The sequence below is a fragment of the Kitasatospora sp. NPDC022785 genome (assembly GCF_055561295.1).
This window is the reverse complement of the sequence record NZ_JBVHHB010000007.1, coordinates 187732-202449: the sequence shown is the minus strand read 5'-3', so window position 1 is coordinate 202449 and position 14718 is coordinate 187732. Positions and strand designations below refer to the sequence as shown.

Annotated in this window: 14 protein-coding genes; 9 read left to right on the top strand and 5 right to left on the bottom strand. The window is 73.0% G+C overall.

Going from position 1 to position 14718, the window contains the following annotated elements; all coding sequences use genetic code 11:
* The first annotated feature begins 89 nt into the window (after positions 1-89).
* Entirely contained in the window at positions 90-938 is an 849-nt protein-coding gene (locus tag ACZ3YO_RS14345; protein ID WP_465569128.1) for an HAD family hydrolase, read from the top strand.
* Positions 939-1153: 215 nt separating this feature from the next.
* Complete coding sequence (locus ACZ3YO_RS14340) at positions 1154-3010, top strand: LCP family protein (protein ID WP_465569126.1); 1857 nt, start codon at positions 1154-1156, stop codon at positions 3008-3010.
* 87 nt (positions 3011-3097) lie between these two features.
* On the opposite strand, the gene ACZ3YO_RS14335 is transcribed toward ACZ3YO_RS14340, so the two are convergent.
* Positions 3098-3865, bottom strand: a complete 768-nt coding sequence (locus ACZ3YO_RS14335) for a sporulation protein (protein WP_465569124.1) — start codon at positions 3863-3865, stop codon at positions 3098-3100.
* Positions 3866-4020: 155 nt separating this feature from the next.
* Here ACZ3YO_RS14335 and ACZ3YO_RS14330 point away from each other — a divergent pair, with 155 nt between their 5' ends.
* Complete coding sequence (locus ACZ3YO_RS14330; RefSeq protein WP_465569122.1) at positions 4021-4761, top strand: FadR/GntR family transcriptional regulator; 741 nt, start codon at positions 4021-4023, stop codon at positions 4759-4761.
* A 73-nt stretch (positions 4762-4834) separates the two neighbouring features.
* Positions 4835-6124, top strand: a complete 1290-nt coding sequence (locus ACZ3YO_RS14325; RefSeq protein ID WP_465569120.1) for a CynX/NimT family MFS transporter — start codon at positions 4835-4837, stop codon at positions 6122-6124.
* Between the two features lie 28 nt (positions 6125-6152).
* Here ACZ3YO_RS14325 and ACZ3YO_RS14320 read toward each other — a convergent pair whose 3' ends face one another.
* The 4 genes from ACZ3YO_RS14320 to ACZ3YO_RS14305 form a co-directional block, all read right to left on the bottom strand.
* Positions 6153-6869 (bottom strand): ABC transporter permease, encoded by a 717-nt coding sequence (locus ACZ3YO_RS14320; RefSeq protein WP_465546645.1) that lies wholly within the window; start codon positions 6867-6869, stop codon positions 6153-6155.
* Positions 6870-6956: 87 nt separating this feature from the next.
* Complete coding sequence (locus tag ACZ3YO_RS14315; RefSeq protein ID WP_465546644.1) at positions 6957-7874, bottom strand: ABC transporter ATP-binding protein; 918 nt, start codon at positions 7872-7874, stop codon at positions 6957-6959.
* A gap of 25 nt (positions 7875-7899) precedes the next feature.
* Positions 7900-8802: an ABC transporter permease gene (locus ACZ3YO_RS14310; RefSeq protein WP_465569118.1), complete on the bottom strand. Its 903-nt coding sequence runs from the start codon at positions 8800-8802 to the stop codon at positions 7900-7902.
* Positions 8786-9763: an ABC transporter ATP-binding protein gene (locus ACZ3YO_RS14305; RefSeq protein WP_465569116.1), complete on the bottom strand. Its 978-nt coding sequence runs from the start codon at positions 9761-9763 to the stop codon at positions 8786-8788. The genes ACZ3YO_RS14310 and ACZ3YO_RS14305 overlap by 17 nt, the downstream gene beginning before the upstream one ends.
* Positions 9764-9952: 189 nt before the next feature.
* Between ACZ3YO_RS14305 and ACZ3YO_RS14300 the strand changes: the two genes are divergently transcribed.
* Genes ACZ3YO_RS14300 through ACZ3YO_RS14280 form a run of 5 tightly spaced genes read left to right on the top strand, consistent with a single transcriptional unit; the run spans position 9953 to position 14561 of the window.
* Complete coding sequence (locus tag ACZ3YO_RS14300) at positions 9953-10384, top strand: WXG100 family type VII secretion target (protein WP_396322833.1); 432 nt, start codon at positions 9953-9955, stop codon at positions 10382-10384.
* A gap of 13 nt (positions 10385-10397) precedes the next feature.
* Complete coding sequence (locus ACZ3YO_RS14295; RefSeq protein ID WP_465546640.1) at positions 10398-12683, top strand: hypothetical protein; 2286 nt, start codon at positions 10398-10400, stop codon at positions 12681-12683.
* Positions 12680-13342, top strand: coding sequence for a hypothetical protein (locus tag ACZ3YO_RS14290; protein WP_465569114.1), 663 nt, complete (start codon positions 12680-12682; stop codon positions 13340-13342). Before ACZ3YO_RS14295 ends, ACZ3YO_RS14290 begins: the two co-directional genes overlap by 4 nt.
* Entirely contained in the window at positions 13339-13932 is a 594-nt protein-coding gene (locus ACZ3YO_RS14285) for a hypothetical protein (protein WP_465569112.1), read from the top strand. Before ACZ3YO_RS14290 ends, ACZ3YO_RS14285 begins: the two co-directional genes overlap by 4 nt.
* A complete protein-coding gene (locus ACZ3YO_RS14280; RefSeq protein ID WP_465569111.1) occupies positions 13929-14561 on the top strand; it encodes a hypothetical protein in 633 nt (210 codons plus the stop codon). Before ACZ3YO_RS14285 ends, ACZ3YO_RS14280 begins: the two co-directional genes overlap by 4 nt.
* Positions 14562-14718 lie beyond the last annotated feature (157 nt).

Sequence of the window (14718 nt, the reverse complement as noted above, 5' to 3'; positions counted from 1 at the left end):
CCCGGCAGGACCGGTACCGCCGCAGCACCCGCACCACCTGCACCACCTGCACCACCGCCCGAAAGCAACTCCCGGGAGACGCACGGCCCATGAGCAGCATCAGCCCCAGCCCCGTCTCCCTCGTCGACGGTGGCGGCCTGCCCTTCCGGCTGGTCGCCACCGACCTCGACGGCACCCTGCTGACCAGCGACGAGACCGTCTCCGCGCGGACCCGCGCCGCGCTGGCCACCGCCACCGGCGCCGGGGCGCTGCACATCATCGTCACCGGCCGCTCGGCCGCCTGGGCCCGGCCGGTCTTCGACGAGATCGGCTACCGCGGTATAGCGGTCTGCGGCCAGGGCGCCCAGGTCTACGACGCGGGCGCGCACAAACTGCTCACCTCGCTCACCCTGGACCGCCGGCTGGCCGCGGTGGCGATCGCCAGGATCGAGGCGGAGACCGGGCCGCTGGCCGTCGCCGCCAACCAGGACGGCCTGGACGGCGAGGTGCTGGCCGGCCCCGGCTACGAGCTGCTGATCGGCTCCGACCTGCCGGTGGTCCGGGTCGACAAGGACGAGCTGTTCACCGCCCCGCTCAGCAAGCTGTACGTGCAGCACCGCGGACTGACCGACGACGCCCTCGCCGAGGTCGCCCGCCGGGTGGCCGGCGACCTGGTCGGCGTCGTCATGGCGGGCGCCGGCATCGTCGAGCTGCTGCCGCTCGGACTCTCCAAGGCCACCGGGCTGGCCGTCGCCGCCCGCCGCCTCGGCGTGAAGGCCGCCGACACCATCGCCTTCGGGGACATGCCCAACGACGTGCCGATGTTCGGCTGGGCCGCGCACGGCGTCGCCATGGCCAACGCGCACGAGGAACTGCTGGCGGTCGCCGACGAGGTCACCGTCAGCAACGACGAGGACGGCGTCGCGGCCGTCCTGGAGCGGCTCTACCCGGCGGGGTGAGCCGCGGGGGTCCGGCGGGGGCCGGGGCGGGGGCGGATCCGGTCACGAATTGTTCCGACGGCACCCGGATGCTGACCGTCACAGAAAGAGTTTGTATGCTCCGCTGAAGCTCCGCGTCTCCCGGTGCGGTGCTCCTGTGCGGTGCTCCCGGCGGACCCGGGCCGTGCCCCCGGACACGTACAGGATTGCTGCTTCCGCCGCTGAGAGGTACGCGCATGTCAGGCCAGTGGGACGAGAGCACGTCGGGGGCGGACGGGCGGCGGCGCGCCGAGAACGGCTCGCGCGGCGGCGGTTCCCCGCGCGGCGCCGGACCGCGCGGCGGCTCCCAGGGCGCCGGCACATCGCGTGGCGGCGTGCGCACCGAGCGGCCGGCCGAGACGGGCGGGCGCGTCCCCGCACCCCGGCCCGGCGGCCGGGCCGAGGCCCGGCGGGCGGCCCAGGGCAAGGGCGGCGGCCGCGGCAGGCCCGACGGCGGCCAGGGCGGCGGGCGTTCCAACGGCGGCCAGGGTGACGGCGGGCGGGCGGACGGCGCCCCGGCGGGCGGCCGCGCGGCCGCCCGCAACAGCCGAAAGCCGAAGCGGAACGTCAAGAAGATCGTGACCTGGTCGGTGGCCGGCGCCCTGGTGGTGCTGGCGGGCACCGGCGGCGCGATCTACTACAAGCTGAACGGCAACATCAAGTCCTTCGACGCGGACGCCATCGCCACCGACCGCCCGCCGGAGGCGGTCGCCGACGCCAACGGCAACAAGCCGGTCAACGTCCTGCTGATCGGCTCCGACTCGCGCGCCGGGAACAACAGCGACCTCGGCGGCGGCAACGAGGACGGCGCCCGCTCGGACACCACGATCCTGTTGCACGTCTACGCCGACCACAAGCACGCGGTGGGCATCTCGATCCCCCGCGACGCCCTGGTCACCATCCCCCCGTGCAAGCTGCCGAACGGGAAGTGGACCAAGGAGCAGCCCGGGCAGATGTTCAACTCCGCCTTCTCGGTGGGCAACACCGAGACCGGCAACCCGGCCTGCACCCAGAACACCATCGAGAAGCTCACCGGCATCCGGGTCGACCACACCATCGAAGTGAACTTCGAGGGCTTCGCGGCGATGACCCAGGCCGTGGACGGTGTCGACGTCTGCCTGCCCAACGACATCTACGAGGGGAACATCAACCCCAATCTGGGCAAGAAGGGCAAGCTCGTCCTGCCCAAGGGCAAGCAGAAGGTCTCCGGCCAGAAGGCGCTGGACTACGTCCGGCTCCGGCACGGCATCGGTGACGACTCGGACGTCGGCCGGATGAAACGCCAGCAGGCCTTCCTCGCCTCGATGATGGCCAAGGTCAAGGGCGAGGGTCTCAGCCCCACCACGCTGCTGCCGCTGGCCGACGCGGCCACCAAGTCGATGACGGTCGACCCCGGCCTGGACTCGGCCAAGAAGCTCATGGACTTCGCGCTGTCGATGAAGAACATCGACCTGCACGACGTCAAGTTCCTCACCACGCCCTGGCGCTACAACGGCCCCCGGATCGACCTGGTCCACCCGGCCGTCGACAACCTCTGGAAGACCCTGCTGGCCGACCGGACCATCGACGGCCAGGACGCCACCGGCAAGCAGGAGGACGCCCCGCAGACCCCGGCCGCCGCGCCCGAGACCACCCCGGCCGCGCCGCCCGCGCCCGCCGCCGTGGAGACCCCGGTCAAGGTCGCGGTCTACAACGGCACCACCGCGAACGGGCTGGCCGCCAAGGCCGCCGACACGCTCAAGGCCGCCAAGGTCACCGTCACCGGCGTCACCACCGCCAAGAACACCAACAAGGCGACCACCACGGTCGAGTACGGCAGCGGGCAGAAGGCCAACGCGGAGAAGGTCGCGGCGATGTTCCCGGGCGCCGCCCTGACCCCCACCTCGGCGGCCGGGATCAGCCTCGTCCTCGGCAAGGACTACGCGGCGGCCAACGCCACCACGGCCCCCGCCGCCGGCGCCGCCCCCAGCGCCCCGGCCCCGCTGCCCAGCGAGGTGGTCAACGAGGCCCGCTCGGCCGACGACGACATCTGCAGCAACGTCTCCTACGGGTAGGACGTACCCCGCGGACCGGGTCGGCTGACCCGGTCCGGTCCGCGGGGCACACCCTCACCGCCGCCGGCCCGCTCCGACCCGGGCGGCTCAGAGCGCCGCGCGGATCCAGCCGTCGACCAGGCCGGTGAGGTCCTCGCCGGCCTGGCCGTGCTCGACCACGTGGGTGCGGATCACGTCGCCGCCGCCGTGCCCGAAGAGGCCGCCGCGCTTGTCCGCCTCCAGCACCACCTCGACCTTGTGCGGGGTGGTGACGAAGCTGACCTCCAGCGAGTTGCAGGAGTGCGCGTACTGCGGCGCCGGGGAGAACTCGATCTCCTGGTAGAACGGCAGCGTCTGCCCGGTCCCGCGGATGTGGCCGGCCTCCAGGTCGGCCGAGCGGAACCCGAAGCCGAGCTGGAGCAGGGTGTCCAGGATCCGGCGCTGCACCGGCAGCGGCTCGACCTCCAGCGGGTCGGAGTCGCCCTTGTCCAGCGCGCCCGCGATGTCCACCTCGGTCCGAACGTCGAGCTGCATGCCGTGCAGGCGCTGCCCGGCGACGGTGGTCACCGGCGTCTCCCACGGCACCTGGACGGCGAACGGGATCGACCGGTTCTCCCCGGGCGCCAGCACCAGCGGGGCCGTCACCGAGAACTTCGCGAACGGGTAGAGCCCGGTGCTCTCCCCCTCCTCGTGCTCGATCTCCACCCGCGCGACCAGCGTCAGCGTGATCCCCCGGATGTCCGCCTCGACCGTCCCGCCGGTCAGCTCGACCGTCCCGTGCAGCGTGCCGCCGGGCTGCACCACCGGCGTGGTCAGAACGGTGTCGACGCCGGGACCGCCGACGCCCAGGGCACCGAGCAGCTTCTTGAACACCATGCGGGCGCTCTCCTCGTATAGGGGTGGACCGAAGTCGTCGGGAGCAACGCCGGGACGGCCCGGACGGTTCCCGGGCAGGTCGCGGGGCAGTTGTAGGATGACCGGGCAATCGGTTGTAGGATGACCGACGACCAGGACCTGAAGGGAGCTCCGCCATGACCGCATCCGGCCACAGCCAGGACACGTTGCAGGCCGCCGGGCGGCGCTCCCTGGTGGACACCACCATCGACCAGCTGCGCGAGCAGCTCGCGGCGGGGGCCTGGCCGGTCGGCTCGCGGATTCCGACCGAGCACGAACTGGCCGAGCGGCTGCGGGTCGGGCGGAACACGGTGCGGGAGGCGATCCGGGTGCTGGTGCACGCCGGCATGCTGGTCTCCCGGCAGGGCGAGGGCACCTTCGTGCGCAGCACCAGCGACCCGGCCTCCGTCCTGCGGGGCGTGCAGCGCTCCGGCGTACGGGACGTGCTGGAGGTCCGGGCGGCCCTGGAGGCCGAGGCGGCCCGGCTGGCCGCGCTGCGGCACACCCCCGAGGACATCGTCCGGATGCGGGCCGCGCTGGCCCGCGAGGCCGAGGTGATCGCGTCGCACCCCGAGCGGGCCGGCCGCGAGGCGACCGTCGAGCACGACCTGGAGTTCCACACCGCCGTCGTCGAGGCCGCGCACAACCCGGCGCTGGCCGAGGTGTACCGCTACTTCGGCGCCTCCGTGCGCGAGTCGATGCGCACGGCCTTCGGCGACCACGAGATGCCCGAGGTGGTCGTGGCCACCCACGAGGCGCTGGTGGACGCGATCGAGAGCGGCGACCCGGACCGCGCCGAGAGCGCGTGTCGCGCGCTGCTCGCCGAGCCGACCGCGGCCGTCGAGCAGCTCCTCGCGGCCATCGCGGCCCGGAAGTAAGCGGCGCCCGCCCCTTCCGCCGTCCGCCTCCCCGGTTCCACGTCTCACGTTTCACGAAAGAGCAGCACGCCCCATGGCAGTCACCCGTGCCCCGCAGCCGGTTGTCACCACCTCCCCGCTCCCCGTCCGCAGCCGGCTGGCCCACCCCGCGCTGCTGCTGACCGGCATCCTGCTGGTCGCCCTCAACATGCGCGCCTGCCTCGCGGCGATCTCGCCGATGGTCGCCGAGATCCAGCGGACCTTCGGCCTCTCCGCCACCGCGAGCGGTCTGATCACCACCGTGCCGGTGCTCTTCCAGGGCGTCGGCGCCCCGCTCACCCCCCGGCTGACCAGGCGGTTCGGCACCGAGCGGGTGGTACTCGGCGCGGTGCTGGTGCTCGGTGCGGGCGTGCTGGTGCGGGTGCTGCCCTCGGTGGCGGCGCTGTACGCGGGGTGCGTGGTGATCGGCGTGGCGATCGCGGTACTGAACGTCTCGATGCCGGGCCTGGTGAAGCGCGAGTTCCCGGGCCGGGCGGCGGCCATGACCGGCGTCTACTCGACCACCATGCTGGTCGGCGCGACGCTGGCGGCCGGGACGTCGGTGCCGCTGGAGCACGCCCTCGGCGGCGGCTGGCAGGCCTCGCTGGGCGCCTGGTCGCTGCTGGCGCTGGTCGCCGCGGTGGCCTGGCTGCCACAGGTGCTGCGCACCGCGAACGGGCGCAGGGGCACGGCGCCGGCCCCGGCATCGGCGTCCGCGACGGCGAACGCGAAGGCCTCGGAGCAGGAGCGCCCGGCGGCGGGCCGGGCGGACGCAGCCAGCATCTGGCGCACCCCGATGGCCTGGCAGATCAGCCTCTTCATGGGCATCTCGTCGCTGCTCGTCTACACCCTGGTGGCGTGGATGCCGACCATCCTGGCCGACCACGGGATGGACCGCGGGGAGGCCGGCCTGGTCTTCGCCTTCTCCAACCTGGTCCAGGTGGCCGGTGCCTTCCTGGTGCCGCTGCTGGCCGGCCGGATGACCCGGCAGCGGGGGCTGGCGGTGGCGATGGCCGCGCTGAACGCGCTCGGCATCGCCGTCCTGCTGATCGCACCGGTGCCCGGCGCCTGGGTGTCGGCCACCATCCTGGGCGTCGCCCAGGGCGGTTCGCTGGGCCTCGGCCTCGCCTTCATCGTGCTGCGCACCGACAGCGCCGCCGGCGCCGCCCGGCTGGGCGGCATGTCGCAGGCGGTCGGCTACCTGGTGGCGGCGGCCGGGCCGGTCGGCGCCGGGGCACTGCACCAGCTGACCGGCGACTGGACCACCCCGCTGGCACTGATGCTGGTGCTGGCCGCCGTCGTCGGCGTGGCCGGCTGGGGCGCCGGGCGCAACCGGACGCTCTGAGGCCCCGGCCGCGCCCCGCCGCCGCGGGTCACTCCTCGGCGGCCAGGGTCAGCCCGGCCAGCTTCACCGAGGCCAGCACCGTCGCCGCCACCGTGAGCACCAGCAGCATCGGCACCGCCACGCCGAGCCCGACCGGTGCGGTGACGGCGCCGTCCGCGGCCACCGCCTTGGCCAGCGACAGCCCCCACTGCTGGACGCTCAGCGTCCGGGCGCCCTCGACGAAGTTGCCGATCAGGGACTCCCAGATCAGCGCGTAGGCCAGCCCGGCCACCACCGCGTGCCGGGTGACCACGCCGAGCAGCAGGAACAGCGCGCTGTACGCGGCCCCGGCCACCAGCGTGGCGACGGTGTAGCCGAGCGCCAGCCCGTCCTCGGTGCCGTACATCAGCAGGCCGGCGAGCAGCGTCGGGATCGCCGCGAACGCCCAGGTGGTGCCGACCGCGACCACCAGCTTGGTGGTGATGATCTTCCAGCGGGGCAGCGGCTTGGCGAGCAGGTAGACGATCGAGCCGTCGTCGATCTCGGTGGCGATGGCGCCGGTGCCGACGACCAGGCCGAGGATCGGCAGCAGCGTGCCGAGGCCCAGCCGGCCGAGGATCGTGACGGTCAGGTCGTGCTTGTCCCCGCTGGATCCGCTGGCGATCGCCGAGACGAGTAGCAGCAGGGCGGGGACCACCAGCAGCAGGACGCCGCGGCGGCGGCCCAGCAGGCCGCGCAGCGTCAGCCTGGCGACGGTCGGGTTCATGGTGTGGTCGGCCTTCCTGGGGTCCGGTTCCGGGTGGGTGCTACGCGCCCGCGCCCTCGGGCGCCGGGTTCGTCCGTCGGACGGCCCCTAGGCGGAGACGAGGTACGAGAAGACGCTCTCCAGCGACTCGTCCGCCGGTGCGACGGTGTACAGCCGGATGCCGGCCTGCTGGGCGACCTTCGGCAGCAGGGTGGTGAAGCCCTGGAAGTTGACCGCCTGGACGCGCAGTGCCTTCTCCTGCCGGTCCAGCTCGATCCCGGCCGTCGACGGGTCGGCGATCAGGGCGGCCGCGAGCCGCCGGTCGTCGCTGGAGCGGACCAGGTAGCGGTGCGGGCGGTCGGTCATCAGCCGGCGGATCTTCCGGAAGTCCCCGGAGGCGGCGTGCCGGCCGGCCACCACGACCTCGATGTGCCGGGCCAGCTGCTCGACCTCCTCCAGGATGTGCGAGGAGAAGAGCACCGTCCGGCCGTCGGCGCCGAAGCGGCGCAGCAGCTCCATCAGCTGGAGCCGCTGGCGCGGGTCCATGCCGTTGAACGGCTCGTCGAGCAGCAGTACGGACGGGTCGTGGACCAGCGCGGACGCCATCTTGACGCGCTGCTTCATGCCCTTGGAGTAGGTGCCGGTCCGCCGCTCCTGGGCGTACTCCATCTCGACCAGGGCCAGCGCGCGCCCGGCGGCGGCGCCCGGGTCGGCGAGGCCGTGCAGTTCGGCGTTGGCGAGGACGAACTCCCAGCCGGTCAGGTAGTCGTACATGGACTCGCGTTCGGGGACCAGCCCGATCTGCCGGTACACCTGCTGGTTGCGCCAGATCGGCGCGCCGTCCAGGGTGACCGCCCCGGCGGAGGGGGCGAGGAAGCCGCTCATCATGTGGATGAGGGTGGACTTCCCCGCGCCGTTCGGCCCGAGCAGACCGGTGATGCCGGGACCGATGGCCATGCTGACGTCGTTGACGGCGACCACGTTGCCGAACCAGCGCGAGACCTTGTCGATGGTGATGGTGGCCATGACGCCCTCCCAGATCCTGCGGTTGTCAGATGCGGTGGTAGCGGCGCAGCAGCAGCGCGTACGAGCCGGCCACCATCGCGACGGCGGCGGCGGCGAAGACGACCACGCCCAGGGTGCCGGGGGCGTGCATCCGGCCCGGGTCCTTCCCGAGGTCGAAGAGCTGGTTGACCAGGCTCTCCACGAGGCCGCCGGGCGAGAGCAGCGCCACCCACTGCGCGGAGTCCGGCACGATGAGGGAGGGGCCGCTGCTGATGCCCACGACGATCCCGACCACCGCGGTGGAGACCGCCAGGTACCCCATGATCGCGGCCACCCCGAAACCGCGGCGCGGCGTGGCGGCGGCGATCACCAGCGCCACCGAGGTGGGCACCACCGCGTAGAGCACCGCCGCGACCAGGCCGTACAGGAAGTGCGCGCTCTGGTGACCGAAGCTCATCCCCGCGAGCAGCGCGCCGACGTAGAGGACCAGCAGCGGGGCGGCCGTCAGCAGCAGCTGTGCCGTGGCCATCGCGGCGAACTTGGCCCGGACGTAGTCGGCCCGGGTGATCGGGCGGGAGAAGTAGAGCGGGACGGTCTGGTGGCGGAGGTCCCGGGAGAGCAGGACGGGCGCCTGCGAGGCGAGGAAGATCGAGACGACCAGGCCGAACATCCCCAGGTACTCGGGGTAGTCGACCGGCAGGTCGCTCCGGTTCTGCATCAGCGCGAAGGCCACCATGAACACGGCGGGCACGGTGATCGCGCCGAGCACGACCATCGGCAGCACCTTGGACTTGCCGGAGCGCCCGAGCCCGTACGCGGCGCGCAGGCTCTGGGTGAACAGCGAGCGGGTGGCGTACGCCCGGCCCAGCCGGGGGCCGGTGTAGCCGCGGTAGCCGATGTCGTGGATGACGCCGGTGTCGGCGGGCCTGGTCTCAGGAGGCAGCGACATCTGCGGTACCTCCCTCTGCTGCGGCGGTGTCGGTGTCGGTGTCGGTGAACAGCTCGGCGACCCGGTGGCGGCGCTGCTCCAGCCGGACCAGCCCCAGGCCGAGGTCGGCGACGGCGTCGCGGATGGCGTCGTACGTCTCGTCACCCGTGAGCCGGACCAGCAGGATCCGGGGGCCGTCCGTCTCCGCCGCGTGCCCGGCGGCGGCCAGCCGCTCCCGGACCGCCGCGCTCGCGTCGAGGGTGTGGTCGGACGGGAGGTCCGTCACCTCGACGGCGAGGGTCGCCGTGGCGCCGGTGAAGGAGGCGGTGGACGAGGACCGCAGCAGCTTGCCGCCGTCGATCACCACCAGGTGGTCGCAGGTCCGTTCCAGCTCGCCGAGCAGGTGGGTGGTGACCAGCACCGAGATGCCGAAGTCGGTGTACACCCGGCGGATCAGCGCCAGCATGTCGTCCCGGCCGACCGGGTCGAGACCGTTGGTGGGCTCGTCCAGCAGCACCAGCTTCGGGTCGTGCACCAGCGCCTGCGCCAGCTTCACCCGCTGCTTCATGCCGGTCGAGTACCCGCCCATCGGCCGGTACCGCTCCTCGTAGAGCCCGACGTGCCGCAGCGTGTCGGCCGTGCGTTCCCGCGCGGACGCCGCCGGCAGCCCGGCCATCCGCGCCATGTGCACCACGAACTCGGTGGCCGAGACGTCCGGTGGCAGGCAGTCGTGCTCCGGCATGTAGCCGACGCGCTCGCGGATCTCCGACCCCTGCGTGGCGATGTCCAGTCCGAGGACCTGCCCCGTACCCGACGTTGCGGGGGCCAGCCCGAGCAGGATCTTGATGAGTGTGGACTTGCCCGCGCCGTTCGCCCCGACCAGGCCGACCACCCCGGGCTCCACCTCAACGGTGAGCCGATCGAGGGCGGTGACCCGGGGGAACCTCTTGGTGAGGCCGTCCGTCTTGATGACAGTGGACACGTTCCACACCGTAGTGTGCTCACCGCGTGCAGGTCATGAGCTGGAATGACGACGCTCCCTGCTGCTGCGGTATGACCTTTCCCCACCTGTCCCCTAGGGGTCGGCAGTGACGATCTCCGCTTGTACTCTTGTCGGAATCTTTACGGGGGCGTTCGGGCCAAACTGCCCGACCGGGACGGAAGTGGACTGATGACGGATCGCGCGACCGAGTTCGACCGGATGATGAATCCCTGGGCGTACGACGCCAACGGCAATCTGACGGCAAAGGCCCAGCACCAGGAGACCGCCCGCACGCGGCTCAACTCGAGCAACGCCCCGGGTGACGGCGGCGGCACGGTCGGCGTCGACCCGGCCGCGCTGGACGCCGCCGCCGGCTCGTCCGACGAGATCCACGGACGGGTGAACGGCGACGGCCGGGCCGCCGACGACGAGACCTCCAAGGTGTCCACCTCGCTGGCCAACTGGAGCACCGGCAAGGCCGCCGCGCAGACCGCGTCCACCTGGGACCAGCAGATCGCCGCGCTCAACTCCACCATCGGCGAGATCACCCAGGCACTGCGGCAGAGCGCCACGAACTACCGGAACAACGACACGGCCGTCAAGCACGACATGGGCGCCTGAGGGGTACGGACAGATGGTCGACTTCCACGAACTGAGCACCGCAAAGCTGGACTCCCTCGGCGAGGCCGCCACCGCCTGGGAGGACGTGGTCAAGAAACTGCAGGCCATGGACCGTGACTGGGACAGCGCGGTGGTCGGCAAGGTCAACTCCGCCAACTGGAGCGGCCCCTCGGCCGACCAGGCCCGGCCCAAGATCCAGCGCGTCAACGAGCAGATCACCGCCGCCGTCACCCAGGCCACCGCCATCGCCACGGTCTTCAAGGACGCCGGCAACGACTTCCGGGCCGCCAAGGCCAAGCTGGACAAGGCCGTCGCCGACGCCAAGGGCGCCGGACTGACCGTCACCGCCGACGGCACCGTCAGCTGGCCGCCGGCCGACAACGCCACCCGGCACGACCCGGAGGCCAGCCGGGCCTACAACGACGAGTACCACACCAAGGCCGAGGTGTCGCGCAAGGCCATCGACTCGGCCGTCCAGGAGGCCACCGAGGCCGACGAGCGGGCCGCCTGGGCACTGCGCTCCGACAGCACCACCGACGAGCTGAAGTCCTTCAACGCCAAGGCCGTCGGCGCCGGCCCGGACGCGGACGGGATCCGCGCCGCCCAGCTCGCGGCCAAGGGCGGCAAGATCTCGGACGCCGAACTCACCGAGCTCAACTCGCTGTTGGCGGCCAACCAGAACGATCCGATCTTCTCCACCCGGTTCTACCAGGACCTCGGCCCCAAGGGGACGCTCCAGGCCTGGAACAACATGGTCGGCGACGAGTCACAGTTCAACGGCGCCAGCGACGCCCGCTGGAAGCAGTACCAGGAGCTGCAGAAGAACCTCGGGCTCAACCTGGCCACCGCCACCCGCACCACCAACGTGCCCCACCTGCCCGACCAGTGGGCCGCCGACCTGCGCAAGGCCGGTGCGGAGCCGCTCTGGGACAAGCCCTACCGGCAGAGCGGCCTGGACTACGCCCCCTACGGCTACCAGGTGCTGTCCGGCATCCTGCGCACCGGTGACTACGACCCGCACTTCCTCAACCCCATCGCCGAGCACGTCACCCAGCTCGACACCGACGAGAAGTACTGGCCGGCACCGGTCTACGGCCCGCGCAGCGACCGGCGCGGCTACAACCTGCTGGGCCAGGACGGCGGTTCGGGCTTCGAGCCGACCACGGCGATCCTGGAGGCCCTGGGCCACAGCCCGGAGGCGGCCACCAAGTTCTTCCACGACGCGCCGACCGCCTACAACACCGACGGCACCGTCAACCCGAACGGCAAGGTCAAGCCGGCGGACTACCTCAACTACTTCACGCACGACAAGGAGTACACGCCGGACACCGTCTCGCAGAAGAACGACCTGCGCCAGGCCGGCATGAAGAGCGGCCCGGACGCGCTCGGCCACGCGCTGGAGGCGGCCACCACCGGCCGGCCCTACGACGACCACTCCGGCACGCCGGTCAAGCACACCGCCGACCAGGCCGACGTCATGAACAAGGTCGTCCAGACCTTCGGCACCCACGGCAACGGCGGCGTCCTCGACGAGGTCAAGGGCGAGGACGGCAAGTTCGCCCCGCTGCGGGACAGCCTCGGGCACATGTCCGCCGACTACATCGGCGACGTCCAGCGGGCGCTCTCCCCGCACAAGGACGACCTGCCGGTGAACGGCGCCGCGGCCAACCTCAAGGAGGCCCCGGTCCGCGGCCTGCTGGACGCGCTCGGCCGCGACCCGGACGCCTACGGCGCGGTGGCCAACGCCAACCAGGCCTACTCCACGGCACTGGTCCGCGGCCACATCGAGAACGGGGCCGACTTCGCCCGGCTCGAGTCCGACATCGACTCCACCTCACGGGCCGGCGGCGTCATCAGCGGCATCCTCAACGAGGCCCGGATCAACGAGGTCCACCAGGAGCACGCCACCTCCGACAAGGAGTACAACGAGGCCCTGGAGAAGAACGCCGGCTACGCCCAGACGGCTTTCACCACCACCATCGGCGCCGTCACCGAGAAGGTGCCGATCGCGGGCGAGGCCGCCAACTTCCTGGTCGAGCAGATCACCGACAGCGTGGTCGAGGCCAACCAGCGGGACACCACCGAGGACGGCAACCAGGAGGGGCGCGACTTCGTCGCCGAAGGCCGGGAGGGCACGGCACTCGGCGCCAAGCAGGCCGTCATCGATGCCGCCAACGGCACCAAGCTCAGCCCCGAGGACGTCCGCCGGCTGGCCGACAGCGCCGGCGACCGGGCCCTCGACGGATACACCGACGGCTCCGGCGGCAGCCAGAGCTCCAACGCGAAGGTCTCCGGATGATGAGGGCAGCACGCCGGACGGCGGGAGCCGCGATCGCGCTGTCCGCCGTCCTCGGCCTGGCCGGGTGCGGCGGCGACGGCTCCGGAAAGGCCTCCGCCGAGAGCACGGCGTGCGACGGCGTGGTCCGCACCGACCGCGCCGGCGCGCTGCTCGACGAGGGCGCCGCCCCGGCGTTCAAGCTCGACAAGCAGCTCGACGCCGCCCAGCAGCCCGGGCTGCAGCTCCTGGACTGCACGGCCGAGGCCAAGCAGGGCATCGGACTCAGCGTCCGGCTGACCGGCAGCGAGACGCCCGGTGGCGGCCTCAAGCCGCCCGCCCCGCCGGCCGGCGAGCCGGTGTACTCGCTCGGCTTCGGCGACCACAGCACGGTCACCCGCTGGGGCGCCCGGCTGACGTTCCGGTGCGACGGCACCTACGCGAAGTCGGGCAAGTCGCTCTACTTCACCGTCCAGGCCGCCCCGTACCAGGCCTCGGGCCCGGCACCACAGTCGCCCGCGGCACGGTGGACCGCCGAGGCCTGGGCCAGGCTCGCCACCGACAGCGCGCAGCGGGCGGCCGGCGGTCTGCTCGGCTGCTCGGCGCCGGTCGCCTGGCCGAGCGGGGAGCCGGTGCTCTCGCCGGCCACCACCGCGCCGGACCCGTCCGGGACCTCCGGGTGACCGGAAGACCCCCCGGCGCCGCCGCCGCCGACCCGCGGCTGCGGCGCCGTCTGCTGCTCGGCGCCCTCGGCGTGGCCGTCGTGGGCGCCGGGGCGGTCGGCTACCTGGACTGGAGCCGGCACCGGCCGGCCGAACCGGCCGGGCGGGCCGCGACGCTGTGCGACCTGCCCACCGGGGCCGGGACACCGCTCGGGCGGCTGCTGCCGGACGGCGGCCAGGAGACCGAGGAACGCGCGTTCCGCTGGGTGCTCTCCACCGAGCCGAAGGGCTGCTCGGTCCGGGTGGACGGCCGGGTGGCGCTGACCGTCCGTGCCGCCGTGCACGACGGCACCGTGGAGCAGCTTCCGGTCGCGAGCGCCCGGCCGGACGAGGTGAAGAGCTTCGACGCCGGCTCCCGCTCCGCCTCCTGGCCCTCCGGCGCGGCCGTGGCCGACTACTGCCCCGGGAAGCAACTGCCGATCCGGCACGTGGTGGTGGAGGTCGCCCCGGGCGAGGCGGCGCGGACCGGGCAGCCGGACAGCGACCGGGCGGACTTCGAGGCCGTCGCCCGGGACCTGCTCGGCGCCTACCAGAAGGCGGTGTGCGCGTGAGGACGACCCGTACCGGCGCACGGCAGGCCGGAGCCGCCGCCGGCGTCCTGGTCCTGCTCGGAAGCGGCCTGGCCGGCTGGCACGCGTACCTCGACGCCGCGACGGACCACCCGCCCACGGTGTCGCTGACCCATGGCGAGTGCCGGGGAGCCCTCGCGGACGAGCGGGTCGGCCGGCTGCTCGGCCCGGCCCGCACGGTGCGGGTGGAGAGCGATTACTGGCCGGCGCAGGACGGCCGGCCGCCGCGGCTCCGCTGCTTCGCCGCCGGGCGGGGCGAGCACGCGCTCTCCTTCGAGGTCGAGGCGGCGCGGTCGGCCGACGACCGCGCCGACGCCGCCGCGAGGGCGCTCCCGAACGGGGCCCGCAGGTTCGACGACGGCGGGGCCGACCACCGCACGGGCGTGCTCCGGTTCGACTGCGTGGTCAAGACGCCGGGGACCGGGGAGGAGCGCACCGCCTACTACCTGGCCACGGTGAAGGCCGGCCCGCGGAACAAGCCGCCGGCCATCGGGCCCGGTGCGGAGACGATGGCCGAACTGGCCGTCGTGCTCAGCCGGCAGGCGGCGGAGCAGGTCCTGGGCTGCACCGGCCCGGTCGACTGGCCGGCCACTCCGGTGCAGTTCGCGTAGCGGACCGGCGCTTCCGGGTGGGCGGCTCGATCGGGTGAGCAACACCTTGGGGTGAGCGGCGCTTTCGGGTGACGCTCCCGGGTGGGCGGCGCGTACTGCGCCCCGCCCACCCGGGAGCGGTCGGACCGGGAGGTCGGACTGGGAGGTCGGACCGGAC